This window comes from Sulfitobacter sp. 1A13496 (assembly GCF_043557225.1).
In the GTDB taxonomy this organism is placed as follows: domain Bacteria; phylum Pseudomonadota; class Alphaproteobacteria; order Rhodobacterales; family Rhodobacteraceae; genus Sulfitobacter; species Sulfitobacter faviae.
Genome location: NZ_JBIFFP010000001.1, coordinates 1,231,250 through 1,243,670, shown reverse-complemented (window position 1 = coordinate 1,243,670; position 12,421 = coordinate 1,231,250). Strand labels below are relative to the sequence as shown.

Here is a 12,421-nt window from a genome sequence, read left to right as displayed (position 1 = left end):
GGGCGACCACCTAACGCGCCCCTACGGGGCGACCCTCCATGACGCAAAATCAGGACGCCCTCAGATGACCACCAAACCCCGCATCATCATCTCAAGTGACCACGCCGACATCTCCCTGCGCCAAGACATCGCGCGCCATGTGGCCGAACGCGGGTTCACTGTCGAAGACATCGGCCCCGCCACGACGGAAAGCACCGATTACCCCAAACATGGCGAAGCCGCCGCACGGCGCATCGCGGCGGGGGAGTTCGATCTGGGCATTCTGATCTGCGGCACGGGTCAGGGCATCATGATGGCCGCGAATAAGGTCAAGGGCATCCGCTGCGGCGTGTGCAGCGATACCTTCTCGGCCAAGATGATCCGGGCGCATAATGACGCGAATATGCTGTCGATGGGCGCGCGGGTAATCGGCGCCGGTCTCGCGCTTGAGATCGTGGATGCCTTTCTCGACACCGAATTCGAGGGGGGGCGGCATGGCCGCCGTGTCGATATGATCTCGGCCATCGAAGACTGAGGCCCCGCCCGAGCCTTAGATGCAAAAACACCCCGGAGCGCGAAACCGCTCCGGGGTGTTTTGTTTGACGCGGGCGCCCGGCTTAGCCGTTGGCTTCGCGGATCTTGTCGGCGGCTTCCTTGTCGAAGGCGACGCCGTTCTCGTCGAACAGGGTGTCCAATTCGCCCGACAGCGTCATCTCGGTGATGATGTCGCAGCCGCCGACGAATTCGCCTTTGACGTAAAGCTGCGGGATGGTCGGCCAGTCGGAGAAATCTTTGATCCCCTGACGCAGGTTCTCATCTGCCAGCACGTTCACGTCGCTGTAGTTCACGCCAATGTAGTTCAGCACCCCGGCCACGCGGCTGGAGAAGCCGCACTGCGGCATTTCTTTCGTGCCTTTCATAAACAGAACCACGTCATTCTCGGTGATCTGTTCCTTAATCTGGCTTGCGGCATCGCTCATGTCATTCGTCCTTCGTATCTGGTTTCTTGAACGCAGCGTGATAGCGCCGCGCATAGGTTTCATCGTCGGCCCAGGGTTTGACCTCAACTTCGGCCCCGCCGAGGAAAAAGCCGCCCCGTTTCTTGGTCCAATTCGTATGCCCGCGTTCTAGGCTTTCGTTGCGCCGCGCGGTGCTGGCCACGGCATCCAAATCCAGCGCCTCCATCCCCAGCGGCACCTTGCCGGTCTCAGGCCGGGGTGGCTGGCGCTGCGACAGCGGCACATGCTGGCCGCGCCGGGCGCGGTGCTGGGCATAGGCGGTGGCGGCGATCCCGCCCACGAGAGCCGCAGCGACCCAGCCCCACATGGCTTAGTCCGGGGTCCGGGTGGTCAGCGCCAGCGCGTGCAGCTCACCATTCGAGCCGTCCATCTTGCCTTTCAGGGCCGCATAGACCGCGCGCTGCTGCTGCACCCGGTTCATGCCGCGAAAGCTTTCGTCGACGACCATGGCCGCCATATGCACACCATCGTTGCCTTCGACGGTGATCTTGGCGTCCGGAAAGGAAGCGCGGATCAGGTCTTCGATTTCGCTGGCTTGCATGGGCATGGGGTGGCTCCGGCTGTTGTGAGTGCTTGGGCTAGATGTAGTGCCGCGCCGCGCCGCGTGCAAGGCGAAGCCGAAGGCCGGATCGGCCATTGACCTTTGCCCCTATTGCGACACACTTTGCGCCCTCACGTTGAAAGGACGACCGATGGACCGGATCCCCGAACAAGCACTCGACTGGGCCGAAGCCGGACAGCCTGTGGCCCTTGCCACGGTGGTGGAAACATGGGGTTCCGCCCCCCGGCGCGCTGGCGCGCAACTGGCCGTGGCGGGCGATGGCACGATGATGGGGTCCGTCTCGGGCGGTTGCGTCGAAGGGGCCGTGGTGGTTGAGGCTTTAGAGGCCCTGGAGGACGGCCGCACGCGGCTTTTGGAATACGGCGTCAGTGACGGTGATGCCTTCGCCGTGGGCTTGGCCTGCGGCGGCACGATCAAGGTGCTGGTGGAGCCGGTGGGGCCGGAGGCGCTGAGCCTCGAGATGCTGCGCGAATTGGTGGCACGGCGCGCGGCCCGTAAGCCGGTGGCCTATGAGGTGGCGTTGGACGGCAGCGACCGTCGGCTGTCAGAGGGGGGGCATGATGACCGCTTTCGCCGCGACCGCTCAGGTGTGGAGGATGAAACAGGGCGGTTCATTGGTATCCACAATCCGCCGCTGCGGTTGGTGATCGTGGGTGCCGTGCATATCGCGCAGCATCTGGTGCGCATGGCGATAGAGGCGGGGTTCGATCCGATCGTCGTCGACCCGCGGGAGGCTTTCGGCTCACCCGCCCGTTTCCCCGACTGCCAAGTGGTGAACGATTGGCCCGATGCCGCCCTGCGTGAGATCGGGGTTGATGCGCGCACCGCCGTGGTCTTGCTGACCCATGACCCGAAACTCGACGATCCGGCGCTGCATGTGGCGCTCGGGTCCGAGGCTTTCTATATCGGCGCGCTCGGCTCGACCCGGACGCAGGTCAGTAGGCTTGACCGGCTGGCGGAAGCAGGTGTGGCGGCAGAGCAAGCGGCGCGTATCCACGGGCCGGTCGGCCTCGATATCGGCGCGGCCAGCCCGGCTGAAATCGCCGTGTCGATCCTTGCCCAGATGATCCAAAGCCTGCGCCGACCATGAGGTTTGGCCCGGTTCCTCTAAGCGCGGCTTTGGGCGCGACGCTGGCCCATTCCGTTGCGGTTGAAAAGGGGCGGCTGCGCAAGGGCCGCGTGCTGACCCAAGAGGATATCGCAGCACTGGAAGGCGCGGGCATCGAAGAGGTGATCGTTGCCCGGCTCGACCCCGGCGATATCGACGAGAACGCAGGCGCCGCGCGGCTGGCCGAAAGCCTCTGCGGTGCGGGGCTGCGAATGTCAAAACCCTTCACCGGGCGGGTGAACCTGCTGGCCGATGGGCCGGGGGTGGTGGTGATGGACCGCGCGGCGCTTGAGGCGGTCAATGCGGTGGACCCGATGATCACGCTGGCCACCGTGCCACCCTATCAGCAGATGGGCGAGAGCGGCATGGTGGCGACGATCAAGATCATCTCCTACGCCCTGTCTGAAAGCACAGTCGCGGCCGCCTGCGCGGCGGCGGGAGAGGGCGCCTTGCGCCTCGCGCCGCCTGTGCTGCGCGATGCCACGCTGATCATCACAGACGTGCCCGGCGGCGCCGGGGACAAGGGCCGCGCCGCGGTGGAGGGGCGGCTGACGGCGCTTAATGTGACCCTTCGCGATGTCGTAACCGTCCCCCATCGCAGCGCCCCGCTGGCCGAGGCGATTGCGGCGGCAGAGACCGATCTGGTCCTGATCCTCACCGCCTCCGCCACGTCGGACGTCAATGATGTGGCCCCCTCAGCCCTGCGCGCGGCGGGGGGCGGGGTGACGCGCTTTGGTATGCCGGTTGATCCGGGCAATCTGCTTTTTCTCGGCCAACTTGGCGCCCGCGCCGTGATCGGCCTGCCGGGCTGTGCCCGCTCGCCCGCGCTCAACGGAGCCGATTGGGTGCTGTCGCGGCTGGTCTGCGGCATTCCCGTCACCAGCGCGGATATCGCGGCGATGGGGGTGGGCGGCTTGCTGAAAGAGATCCCCACGCGCCCGCAGCCGCGCAACCCCGGCAAAAGCGCGGGCAACGGCTGAGGCAAAACCTTAGGAAAATATATGTTCTCAACTAGGGCTTGTCGTGCTTAACTGATCTCAACAAGCGTCAGACTGGGAGGAAGAACATGACACAGGTCAAGATGACCGTGAACGGCAAACCCGCGTCGGGAGAGGTCGAGGGCCGCACGCTGCTGGTGCATTTCCTGCGCGATGATCTGGAACTGACCGGCACCCATGTGGGCTGCGATACCAGCCAATGCGGCGCCTGCGTGGTGCATGTGAACGGCAATGCTGTTAAGGCCTGCACCATGTTCGCGGTCGAGGCCGATGGCGCCGAAGTCGAGACCATTGAAGGGCAGGCGGCCCCCGATGGCACGCTCAGCACCATCCAACAGGCGTTTCAGGATCACCACGGGTTGCAATGCGGCTTTTGCACGCCGGGCATGGTGATGTCGGCGGCGGCGCTGCTAAAGGAAAACCCGAAACCTTCGGAGGCCGAGGTGCGCCATTACCTTGACGGCAACATCTGCCGCTGCACCGGCTACCACAACATCGTCAAAGCGATCATGGCGGCCAGCGGCCAGGAGGTCAGCGCGCTGGCGGCAGAGTAACGTTGGAAGCAGTGTCGCGCTGAGCAGACCTGTGATGGCGGAGGGAGGACCGCCAGAACCGGAACCCGCGTGACGGATCAGGTGCATCGCACCGCCACCAAACGGGAGGATATTATGCCAAAGGATTTTGAACCGACGAGCGGTATTGGGGCCAGCAGCAAACGGCGGGAGGATGTGCGCTTTCTCACCGGGTCGGGGCGCTACACCGATGACATCAACCTGCGCCGCCAGACCCATGTATTTTTCCTGCGCTCGGATGTGGCCCATGGGCGGCTGACCGGGGTCGATACCTCTGCCGCCGAAGACATGCCCGGCGTGCTGAAGATTTTCACCGGCGCGGATTTCGCCGAAGTGGGCGGGATGCCCTGCGGCTGGCAGGTGACCGACAAACACGGCCAACCCATGCAGGAGCCGAAACACCCCGTGCTGGCCCATGAAAAGGTCCGCCATGTGGGCGAGCCCATCGCCGCCGTCGTGGCCGAGACGTTGGCGCAGGCCCGTGACGCCGCCGAGGCGATTGTCGTCGATATCGACGAGTTGCCCGCCGTGGTGAACATGAAAGACGCGGTGAAAGACGATACGCCCAAGGTGCATGACGACCTGACCAGCAACCTCTGCTACGACTGGGGTTTCGTGGAAGAGAATAAGGAGGCGGTGAACAAAGCCTTTGACGAGGCCGCCCATGTCACCACGTTGGAACTGGTCAACAACCGCCTCGTCGCCAACCCGATGGAGCCGCGCGTCGCCATCGGCGATTACAACCGCTCGGACGGGGAGCATACGCTCTATACCACCAGCCAGAACCCGCATGTGATCCGCCTGCTGATGGGCGCCTTCGTGCTGGGCATCCCCGAGCACAAGCTGCGCGTGGTGGCCCCGGATGTGGGCGGTGGCTTCGGCACCAAGATCTTTCACTATCAGGAAGAGGCCTTCTGCACCTTCGCCGCCAAGGCGGTGGGGCGTCCGGTGAAATGGACGTCGAGCCGGTCGGAAGCCTTCATGTCCGACGCCCATGGCCGCGACCATGTGACCAAGATCGAACTGGCGCTGGATGCAGAGAACAACTTCACCGCCCTGCGCACCGATACCTATGCCAATATGGGGGCCTACCTGTCGACCTTCGCGCCTTCGGTGCCGACTTGGCTGCACGGCACGCTCATGGCGGGGAACTATAAAACGCCGCTGATCTACGTGAACGTTAAGGCGGTCTTTACCAATACCGTGCCAGTAGATGCCTATCGCGGGGCCGGTCGGCCCGAGGCGACCTATCAGTTGGAGCGTTTGATCGACAAGGCCGCGCATGAGTTGCAGGTCGACCCGATCAAACTGCGCCGCCAGAACTTCGTGACGGAGTTTCCCTATGCCACCCCGGTGGCGGTGGAATATGACACGGGCGATTACAACGCCACGATGGACAAGCTCGAAGAGATCGCCGACCACGCGGGTTTTGAAGCGCGGCGCCGTGAGAGTGAGGCGAAGGGCAAGCTGCGTGGCTTCGGCGTGAACTGCTATATCGAGGCCTGCGGGATTGCGCCGTCGAACCTTGTGGGCCAACTCGGCGCGCGGGCGGGGCTTTATGAAAGCGCAACGGTGCGGGTCAACGCGACCGGGGGGCTCGTTGTGATGACCGGCAGCCACAGCCATGGGCAGGGGCATGAGACGTCCTTCGCCCAAGTGGTGGCTGACATGATCGGCATCGACGAGAATATGGTCGAGATCGTGCATGGCGACACCTCCAAAGTGCCGATGGGCATGGGCACCTATGGCTCGCGCTCGCTCGCGGTGGGCGGCAGCGCCATGGTGCGCGCGACCGAAAAGATTATCGCCAAGGCCAAGAAGATCGCAAGCCACCTGCTCGAAGCCTCGGAAGGGGATATCGAGTTGAAGGATGGGGCCTTTAGTGTTGCGGGCACGGATAAATCCGTGGCGTGGGGCGATGTGACGCTTGCCGCCTATGTGCCGCATAACTACCCGTTGGAGGAGATCGAACCGGGGCTTGAGGAAACCGCCTTTTACGACCCGTCGAACTTCACCTATCCGGCGGGGGCCTATGCCTGCGAGGTCGAGTTGGACCCTGAAACCGGCCATGTCACCGTCGAACGTTTCACCGCCGCCGATGATTTCGGCAATGTGGTGAACCCGATGATCGTGACCGGCCAAGTCCATGGCGGTTTGGCCCAAGGCATCGGTCAGGCGCTGTTGGAGAACTGCGCCTACGACGAGGACGGCCAACTGCTTAGCGCGTCTTACATGGATTACGCCATGCCGCGCGCCAGCGATTTGCCGTTTTATGACGTGGATCACTCCTGCCAGACGCCCTGCACCCACAACCCCTTGGGCGTGAAAGGCTGCGGGGAGGCGGGGGCCATCGGCTCGCCGCCTGCGGTGGTCAACGCGGTGCTCGACGCCATGCGCTCGGGCGGGAAGGACATCGGCCATATTGACATGCCGGTCAGCCCCGCGCGGGTCTGGGAGGCGATGAATGGCTAAGCGCCTGCTGAAGATTGGTTTGAGAAAAGAGGCGACGCTCGGGCGGCCTCTGGGAAGGATGAAAGATGTATGATTTCGAAGTAGAGCGCCCCAGCAGCGTGGCGGATGCGGTCAAGGCTTTGGGGCAGGAGGATGCGCAACCGCTCAGCGGCGGTCAGACGTTGATCCCCACGCTGAAGGCGCGGCTGGCGATGCCCTCGGTTCTGGTGTCGCTGGCGGGGATCGATGCGCTCAAAGGGGTTGAGATGCGCGATGGCGCGCTTTGGATCGGTGGCGGCACGACCCATGCCACGGTCATGCGCGAGGCGGCGGAGAGCTACCCTGCGCTCGCCAGCCTCGCCGCACGGATCGGCGACCCGGCGGTGCGCAACCGGGGGACCATCGGCGGATCGCTCGCCAATAACGACCCCTCTGCCTGCTACCCGGCGGGCGCTCTGGCCAGCGGTGCGACGATTGAGACCGACCGCCGCGAGATTGCCGCGGATGACTATTTCCAAGGCATGTTCACCACCGCACTTGAGGAGGGGGAGATCGTGACCGGCGTCCGTTTCCCCATCCCTGAGGCCGCGCATTACGAGAAATTCATTCAGCCCGCCTCGCGCTTCCCGCTGGTCGCGGCCTATGTCGCGCGTTTCAGCGATGGGGTGCGCGTGGCGATCACGGGCGCGTCGAACGACGGTGTCTTCCGCTGGACCGAAGCCGAAGCTGCCCTGTCGGAACGCTTCGCGCCGGAAGCCTTGGAGGGGCTGACCCTCGACGCGGGCGATATGATCAGCGATCTGCACGGCAGCGGCGCCTACCGGGCCCATCTGTGCGGCGTGATGACCCGCCGCGCCGCGGCCGCCCTCGCCTGATAGCCGATAACAGCAGCGTAAACCTTTGCCGCGTCCTTATAGCGGGCGCGGTATTTTCATGGGGTAAGCTCTTGATATTGGATAGCGGAACCAGCGCCCCCATCATGCGTTGGGTGACAAGCGCTGCCCGAACGGCGTTCCCGTAATGATGAGGACGTGAACATGAAAAACCTACTGAGATCTACGACTTCGCTGGGTCTGAGCCTTGCCTTGGCTTTCCCGCATGGCGCCTTTGCGCAGGAGCAAAATCTGAATGAATGCGGCCCCGTGGGCGAAGCGACCGAATTCCCCTGCGCATTCGACGATCAGACGGTAGAAAGTGCCGAAGAGCTTCGTGTTATTGCCGGGCTGAGCGGTGAGGCCGAGGCGGAAGTCGAAGCGGAAGGTGAAGCAGAGGTCGAGGCCGAGGCGGAGACCGAAGCCGAGGCGGGTTCGCTGCTGGATCAGGCAACTGGCGCGGTTGAAGCGACGGGTGACGCTGCTGCGGCTGCTGTGAACGGCGTGACCGAACAGGCCGAAGAGGCCGCGGACGCAGCAGTGGCGCAGGCTGAAGCCGCAGCCGAGGCGGCAAAGGAAACCGCAAGCGAAGCGGAAGCGGAGACCGCCGAGGCCGAAGCCGAAATGACCGCCGAGACTGAGAGCGAGGTCGAAGTCGACGAAGAGGTCGAGACCGAAGCAGAAGTTGAAGCCGAGCAGGAAAGCGAAGTCGAGGTTGAGGCCGAGGCTGAGATTGAAGACAACGCCGAGGCCGAGACCGCGCAGGACGTGGAAGCTGAAGCCGAAGCGACCGCTGAAGCTGATGCCGAGGTGACTGGGAACGTAGAAACTGAGGAAAACGCTGAAGCTGCGGCTGACGCGGGAACCAATGAGACTGCCGTCGAGACCTCGGAAGAAGCCGAGGCCGAAATGGAAGCCGAAACCAGCGGCGAAGCGGTCGGCGAGGAAGACAACGCCGGTCTGACCGAAGAGCAGATCCAAGCCCGTGAAGAGCGCCGCGAAGCCCGCCGTGCCGAACGCCGCGAAGAGCGCCGTGAGCAACGCCGCGCCGAGCGTGAAGCTGCCGCCGCCGCCGCCGCTGCTGCCGAAAGCGATGCGGACGCCGAAGTCGTGACCGAAGAAGTTACCGAAGAAGACGTACGCAGCTCGGACGAAGACTTCGAAACCGAAGTGACTGCCGCAGGCGAAGCCGATGCCGCCGCCGCTGAGGACGACGACAGCGGGATGTCGGACTTCGAAAAAGCGCTGCTGCTCGGCCTTGGGGCCGTGGCTGTCGGCTCGGTTCTGAACAATGGTGAGAAAATCGTCAGCCGCTCCGGTGACCGTGTGGTCGTGCAGGACGACACAGGAGAGTTGCGCGTTCTGAAGGATGACAACGCACTGCTCCGCCGCCCCGGTGACGAGGTGCAGACCCAGACCTTCGACGACGGCTCCACCCGGACCATCGTGACCAAGAGCGACGGCAGCCGGGTCGAGACCATCCGCTCGCGCGATGGCACCGTGCTGCGCCGGACGAATTTTGACGCGCAGGGCCGTGAATATGTGCTGGTCGATGACCTCGTGGAAGAGCGCGAAGTTGTCGTGAACGATCTGCCGCAGGTCCAGCAGTCTCAGCAGGCACAGCGTGCCAGCACCCAAGACGAAGCCGCGCTGCGTCAGGCCCTGCAAGCCGAGATGCGCAACGATCAGGGAAGAACCTTCTCCCTGCGTCAGGTGCGTGAAATCCGTGAGGTACGCTCGCTCGCGCCGGAACTGGAACTTGATGCCGTGCGCTTCCCCACAGGCTCCGCCGCGATCCAGCCTGAACAGGCCCGCGCGCTTGCCAATATCGGCACCACACTGCGTGACCTGATCCAGAAGGACCCGCGCACCGTGATCCTCGTCGAAGGTCACACCGATGCGGTTGGCGATGCGAGCTATAACCTCGCCCTGTCGGACCGCCGCGCGGAGACCGTGGCGCTGGCGCTGACCGAGTACTTCGATGTGCCGCCCGCCAACCTGATCACGCAAGGCTATGGCGAGAGCCAGCTGCGCGTGCCGACCACATCGGCGGAACCCGCGAACCGGCGCGCCGTGGTACGGAACATTACAGGTCTGCTGCGCTAAGCAGACCAGCACCCCAAACAGAAAACGCCCCCGGAGCGATCCGGGGGCGTTTTGCGTTATTGGATGGTGAATGTGGCAATCGGGCCCGTCATGCGGACCCGATTGAGCCTGATCACTTGTTGGGCAGCGGCCCGATCACCATGACCATCTGGCGGCCTTCCATCTTGGGGAAGTTCTCCACCCGGCCGATCTCTTTGGTGTCGGCAGCCACGCGCTCCAAAAGCTCACGACCGAGGTTCTGGTGCGCCATCTCACGGCCACGGAACCGGAGGGTAACTTTCACCTTGTCGCCACCTTCAAGAAACTTGAAGACATTGCGCATCTTCACATCGTAGTCGTTCTTGTCCGTATTGGGACGGAACTTGACCTCTTTGATCTCGATGATCTTCTGTTTCTTGCGGGCTTCGCTCTCGCGCTTTTGCTGTTCATATTTGAACTTGCCGAAATCCATGATCTTACACACGGGCGGCTTGGCATTGGGCGAAATTTCAACAAGGTCGAGGCCTGCGTCATCGGCCATTTCCATGGCACGCTGCGGCGAGACAACGCCGACGTTTTCGCCATCGGCACCGATCAGGCGGATTTCGGGGGCACGGATCTTGTCGTTGACGCGCGGGCCGGTGTCACGTTGGGGCGGCGCGTTATGAGGTCTGCGAGCGATGGTGATGGTCCTTTGATTGTTACCTAATTCGAGAATGCAAGGTAAACCCGCGTGGGGCCATCTTCAAGTCGCAAAATCACGCTATGCGTGGGGTTTGGGGCGATTTACCCTTGATCTGGGGCGATTGTGGCGCAATTCACGGCTATGCGGCCCCGGGGGAAATCTTTAACCTCGCGGGGCGTAGATTAAGGGGAATGGAATGAAGAATCTGGTCTGGTTGGTCGTGGCGGCGCTGATTGCGCTGGCGGGCTATATGCTTTTCACCGGCAAGGGGCCGCAAGAAGTGGCCATCGAAGCTTCTGAGGCGATCAATGCGCCCGAGGTGGCCGAAGATATGACCAACGCCGCCGAAGGCGCCGCCGATGCGATCGCAGGCAGCGTGGATGCCGCCGAAGAGGCGATCAGCGATGCCGTGGATGACGCAACCGAGAGCGCCAATGACGCGGCGGAGCCTGCGGCGCAGAATTAAGCGGCTCCGCGCAGCGCGGAAAAGCAAAGGCCGCGTCCGGGGAACCGGGCGCGGCCTTTGCTTTGGTTTGATCCCTCTGGTGGGTTACTCGGCGGCGGGCTTCATCTGGAAACCTTCCTTAACCTGATCGGCAGGGGTGACCGGGTAGTCGCCAGAGAAGCAGGCGTCACAATACTGCGGGCACTCGGCGTTGCGGCCTTCAGCTTCGCCCACCGCGCGGTAGAGGCCGTCCAGCGAGATGAACTTGAGGCTGTCGACCTGCAAGTGGTCGCGCATCTCATCCTCGGACATGGTCGCCGCCAGTAGCTTTTCGCGCTGCGGGGTGTCGACGCCGTAGAAACAGGGCCAAGCCGTGGGGGGGGAGGCGATGCGGAAGTGCACCTCTTTCGCGCCCGCGTCGAGGATCATCTCTTTGATCTTGCGCGATGTCGTGCCGCGCACCACCGAGTCGTCGACCAAGATCACCCGCTTGCCCTTGATCAGCGCGCGGTTGACGTTGAGCTTGAGACGGACCCCCATGTTGCGGATCTGCTCGGTCGGCTCGATGAAGGTCCGGCCCATATATTGGTTGCGAATGATGCCCATGGCGTAGGGGATGCCGGATTCAAGGCTATAGCCAATCGCCGCCGGGGTGCCGCTGTCGGGCACAGGGCAGACGAGATCGGCCTCCACGGGGCTTTCCTTGGCCAGTTCGCGGCCAATATTCTCACGCGTTTCATAGACAGAGCGACCGCCGAGGATGCTGTCGGGGCGGCTGAAGTAGACGTGTTCGAAAATACAGAACCGCGAGGCGACGCGGCGGAAGGGGAAATGGCTCTCGACCCCTTTCTCGGTGATTACCACCATTTCGCCCGGTTCGATCTCGCGGACGAATTCCGCGCCGATGATGTCGAGCGCGCAGGTCTCCGAACTCAGCGCCCAGCCATCGCCGACACGGCCCAGCACGAGCGGGCGCACGCCCAGCGGATCGCGCACGCCGATCAATTTGGTGCGCGTCATGGCAACGACCGAGAAAGCCCCCTCGACCCGGCGCAACGCATCTTCCATCCGCTCGGGGATGTTCTGCTGCAAGGACCGGGCCATCAAGTGAATGATACACTCACTGTCGGATGAGGATTGGAAGATCGAGCCCCGCTCAATCAACTCACGGCGTAGGGCGTTGGCATTGGTGATATTGCCGTTATGCGCAATCGCGGCCCCGCCCATGGCGAACTCGCCAAAGAAGGGCTGCACGTCGCGGATCGCGGTGGGGCCTTTGTTGCCTGAGGTCGAATAACGGACGTGACCGATGGAAAGCTCGCCGGGCAGGGTCTGCATGACATCCTGCGAGGTGAAGTTGTCGCGGACATAGCCAAAGCGGCGGGCCGATTGGAAACCGGCGGCGGGATCGTAGCTGACGATGCCGCCAGCCTCTTGTCCACGGTGCTGGAGGGCGTGCAGGCCAAGGGCCACGAAAGTGGCGGCATCGGCAACGCCAACCACGCCAAAGACGCCGCATTCCTCCTTCAGTTTATCCTCATCTCCGCTGTCACGCAGATAGGAAGTGTCAAAGGGATGGGCGGGCGGCATGTGCTTGGACAACGGGGCAACTCCGAATCCGGGTGAGGTCGCTGCCTATGTAGGG

At 63.4% G+C, this 12,421-nt stretch carries 13 protein-coding genes; 8 read left to right on the top strand and 5 right to left on the bottom strand.

Features of this window, described 5'->3' with window-relative positions; translation table 11 throughout:
- Positions 1 to 64 precede the first annotated feature (64 nt).
- Complete coding sequence (rpiB, locus tag ACGYLX_RS06115; RefSeq protein WP_394447952.1) at positions 65 to 514, top strand: ribose 5-phosphate isomerase B; 450 nt, start codon at positions 65 to 67, stop codon at positions 512 to 514.
- A gap of 82 nt (positions 515 to 596) precedes the next feature.
- On the opposite strand, the gene grxD is transcribed toward rpiB, so the two are convergent.
- From grxD to ACGYLX_RS06100, 3 genes are read right to left on the bottom strand one after another with little or no spacing between them, the layout of a single operon-like run.
- Entirely contained in the window at positions 597 to 959 is a 363-nt protein-coding gene (gene grxD, locus ACGYLX_RS06110) for a Grx4 family monothiol glutaredoxin (protein ID WP_394447951.1), read from the bottom strand.
- 1 nt (position 960) lies between these two features.
- Entirely contained in the window at positions 961 to 1,305 is a 345-nt protein-coding gene (locus ACGYLX_RS06105; RefSeq protein ID WP_394447949.1) for a hypothetical protein, read from the bottom strand.
- 3 nt (positions 1,306 to 1,308) lie between these two features.
- Entirely contained in the window at positions 1,309 to 1,545 is a 237-nt protein-coding gene (locus ACGYLX_RS06100) for a BolA family protein (protein ID WP_067268222.1), read from the bottom strand.
- Positions 1,546 to 1,690: 145 nt separating this feature from the next.
- Between ACGYLX_RS06100 and ACGYLX_RS06095 the strand changes: the two genes are divergently transcribed.
- The 6 genes from ACGYLX_RS06095 to ACGYLX_RS06070 all read left to right on the top strand — a co-directional run bounded on the left by ACGYLX_RS06095 (position 1,691) and on the right by ACGYLX_RS06070 (position 9,667).
- Entirely contained in the window at positions 1,691 to 2,650 is a 960-nt protein-coding gene (locus tag ACGYLX_RS06095) for an XdhC family protein (protein ID WP_394447947.1), read from the top strand.
- Positions 2,647 to 3,648 (top strand): molybdopterin-binding protein, encoded by a 1,002-nt coding sequence (locus tag ACGYLX_RS06090; protein ID WP_394447945.1) that lies wholly within the window; start codon positions 2,647 to 2,649, stop codon positions 3,646 to 3,648. Before ACGYLX_RS06095 ends, ACGYLX_RS06090 begins: the two co-directional genes overlap by 4 nt.
- Before the next feature lie 86 nt (positions 3,649 to 3,734).
- A complete protein-coding gene (locus ACGYLX_RS06085) occupies positions 3,735 to 4,220 on the top strand; it encodes a (2Fe-2S)-binding protein (RefSeq protein ID WP_067268228.1) in 486 nt (161 codons plus the stop codon).
- Positions 4,221 to 4,334: 114 nt separating this feature from the next.
- The gene (locus ACGYLX_RS06080) at positions 4,335 to 6,710 is read left to right on the top strand and encodes a xanthine dehydrogenase family protein molybdopterin-binding subunit (protein ID WP_394447943.1); all 2,376 of its coding nucleotides are present in this window, start codon (positions 4,335 to 4,337) and stop codon (positions 6,708 to 6,710) included.
- Positions 6,711 to 6,775: 65 nt separating this feature from the next.
- Positions 6,776 to 7,564, top strand: a complete 789-nt coding sequence (locus ACGYLX_RS06075; RefSeq protein WP_394447941.1) for an FAD binding domain-containing protein — start codon at positions 6,776 to 6,778, stop codon at positions 7,562 to 7,564.
- 162 nt (positions 7,565 to 7,726) lie between these two features.
- The gene (locus ACGYLX_RS06070) at positions 7,727 to 9,667 is read left to right on the top strand and encodes an OmpA family protein (protein ID WP_394447939.1); all 1,941 of its coding nucleotides are present in this window, start codon (positions 7,727 to 7,729) and stop codon (positions 9,665 to 9,667) included.
- A gap of 112 nt (positions 9,668 to 9,779) precedes the next feature.
- Here the strand turns inward: ACGYLX_RS06070 and infC are convergent, their stop codons facing one another.
- On the bottom strand, positions 9,780 to 10,328 hold the full coding sequence (infC, locus tag ACGYLX_RS06065) for a translation initiation factor IF-3 (RefSeq protein WP_209217843.1): 549 nt from the start codon (positions 10,326 to 10,328) through the stop codon (positions 9,780 to 9,782).
- Positions 10,329 to 10,527: 199 nt separating this feature from the next.
- On the opposite strand from infC, the gene ACGYLX_RS06060 reads away from it, so the two are divergent.
- On the top strand, positions 10,528 to 10,797 hold the full coding sequence (locus ACGYLX_RS06060; protein WP_394447938.1) for a hypothetical protein: 270 nt from the start codon (positions 10,528 to 10,530) through the stop codon (positions 10,795 to 10,797).
- Between the two features lie 84 nt (positions 10,798 to 10,881).
- On the opposite strand, the gene purF is transcribed toward ACGYLX_RS06060, so the two are convergent.
- Complete coding sequence (gene purF / locus ACGYLX_RS06055) at positions 10,882 to 12,366, bottom strand: amidophosphoribosyltransferase (protein ID WP_394412823.1); 1,485 nt, start codon at positions 12,364 to 12,366, stop codon at positions 10,882 to 10,884.
- Positions 12,367 to 12,421 lie beyond the last annotated feature (55 nt).

What these genes read in the sequence shown, in the direction of transcription:
- ACGYLX_RS06090 (WP_394447945.1), top strand. Translation starts at nt 2,647, where the DNA reads ATGAGGTTTGGCCCGGTTCCTCTAAGCGCGGCTTTGGGCGCGACGCTG.
- ACGYLX_RS06085 (WP_067268228.1), top strand. Translation starts at nt 3,735, where the DNA reads ATGACACAGGTCAAGATGACCGTGAACGGCAAACCCGCGTCGGGAGAG.
- ACGYLX_RS06100 (WP_067268222.1), bottom strand. Translation starts at nt 1,545, where the DNA reads ATGCCCATGCAAGCCAGCGAAATCGAAGACCTGATCCGCGCTTCCTTT.
- ACGYLX_RS06060 (WP_394447938.1), top strand. Translation starts at nt 10,528, where the DNA reads ATGAAGAATCTGGTCTGGTTGGTCGTGGCGGCGCTGATTGCGCTGGCG.
- grxD (WP_394447951.1), bottom strand. Translation starts at nt 959, where the DNA reads ATGAGCGATGCCGCAAGCCAGATTAAGGAACAGATCACCGAGAATGAC.
- ACGYLX_RS06070 (WP_394447939.1), top strand. Translation starts at nt 7,727, where the DNA reads ATGAAAAACCTACTGAGATCTACGACTTCGCTGGGTCTGAGCCTTGCC.
- ACGYLX_RS06080 (WP_394447943.1), top strand. Translation starts at nt 4,335, where the DNA reads ATGCCAAAGGATTTTGAACCGACGAGCGGTATTGGGGCCAGCAGCAAA.
- ACGYLX_RS06105 (WP_394447949.1), bottom strand. Translation starts at nt 1,305, where the DNA reads ATGTGGGGCTGGGTCGCTGCGGCTCTCGTGGGCGGGATCGCCGCCACC.
- rpiB (WP_394447952.1), top strand. Translation starts at nt 65, where the DNA reads ATGACCACCAAACCCCGCATCATCATCTCAAGTGACCACGCCGACATC.
- ACGYLX_RS06075 (WP_394447941.1), top strand. Translation starts at nt 6,776, where the DNA reads ATGTATGATTTCGAAGTAGAGCGCCCCAGCAGCGTGGCGGATGCGGTC.
- purF (WP_394412823.1), bottom strand. Translation starts at nt 12,366, where the DNA reads ATGCCGCCCGCCCATCCCTTTGACACTTCCTATCTGCGTGACAGCGGA.
- ACGYLX_RS06095 (WP_394447947.1), top strand. Translation starts at nt 1,691, where the DNA reads ATGGACCGGATCCCCGAACAAGCACTCGACTGGGCCGAAGCCGGACAG.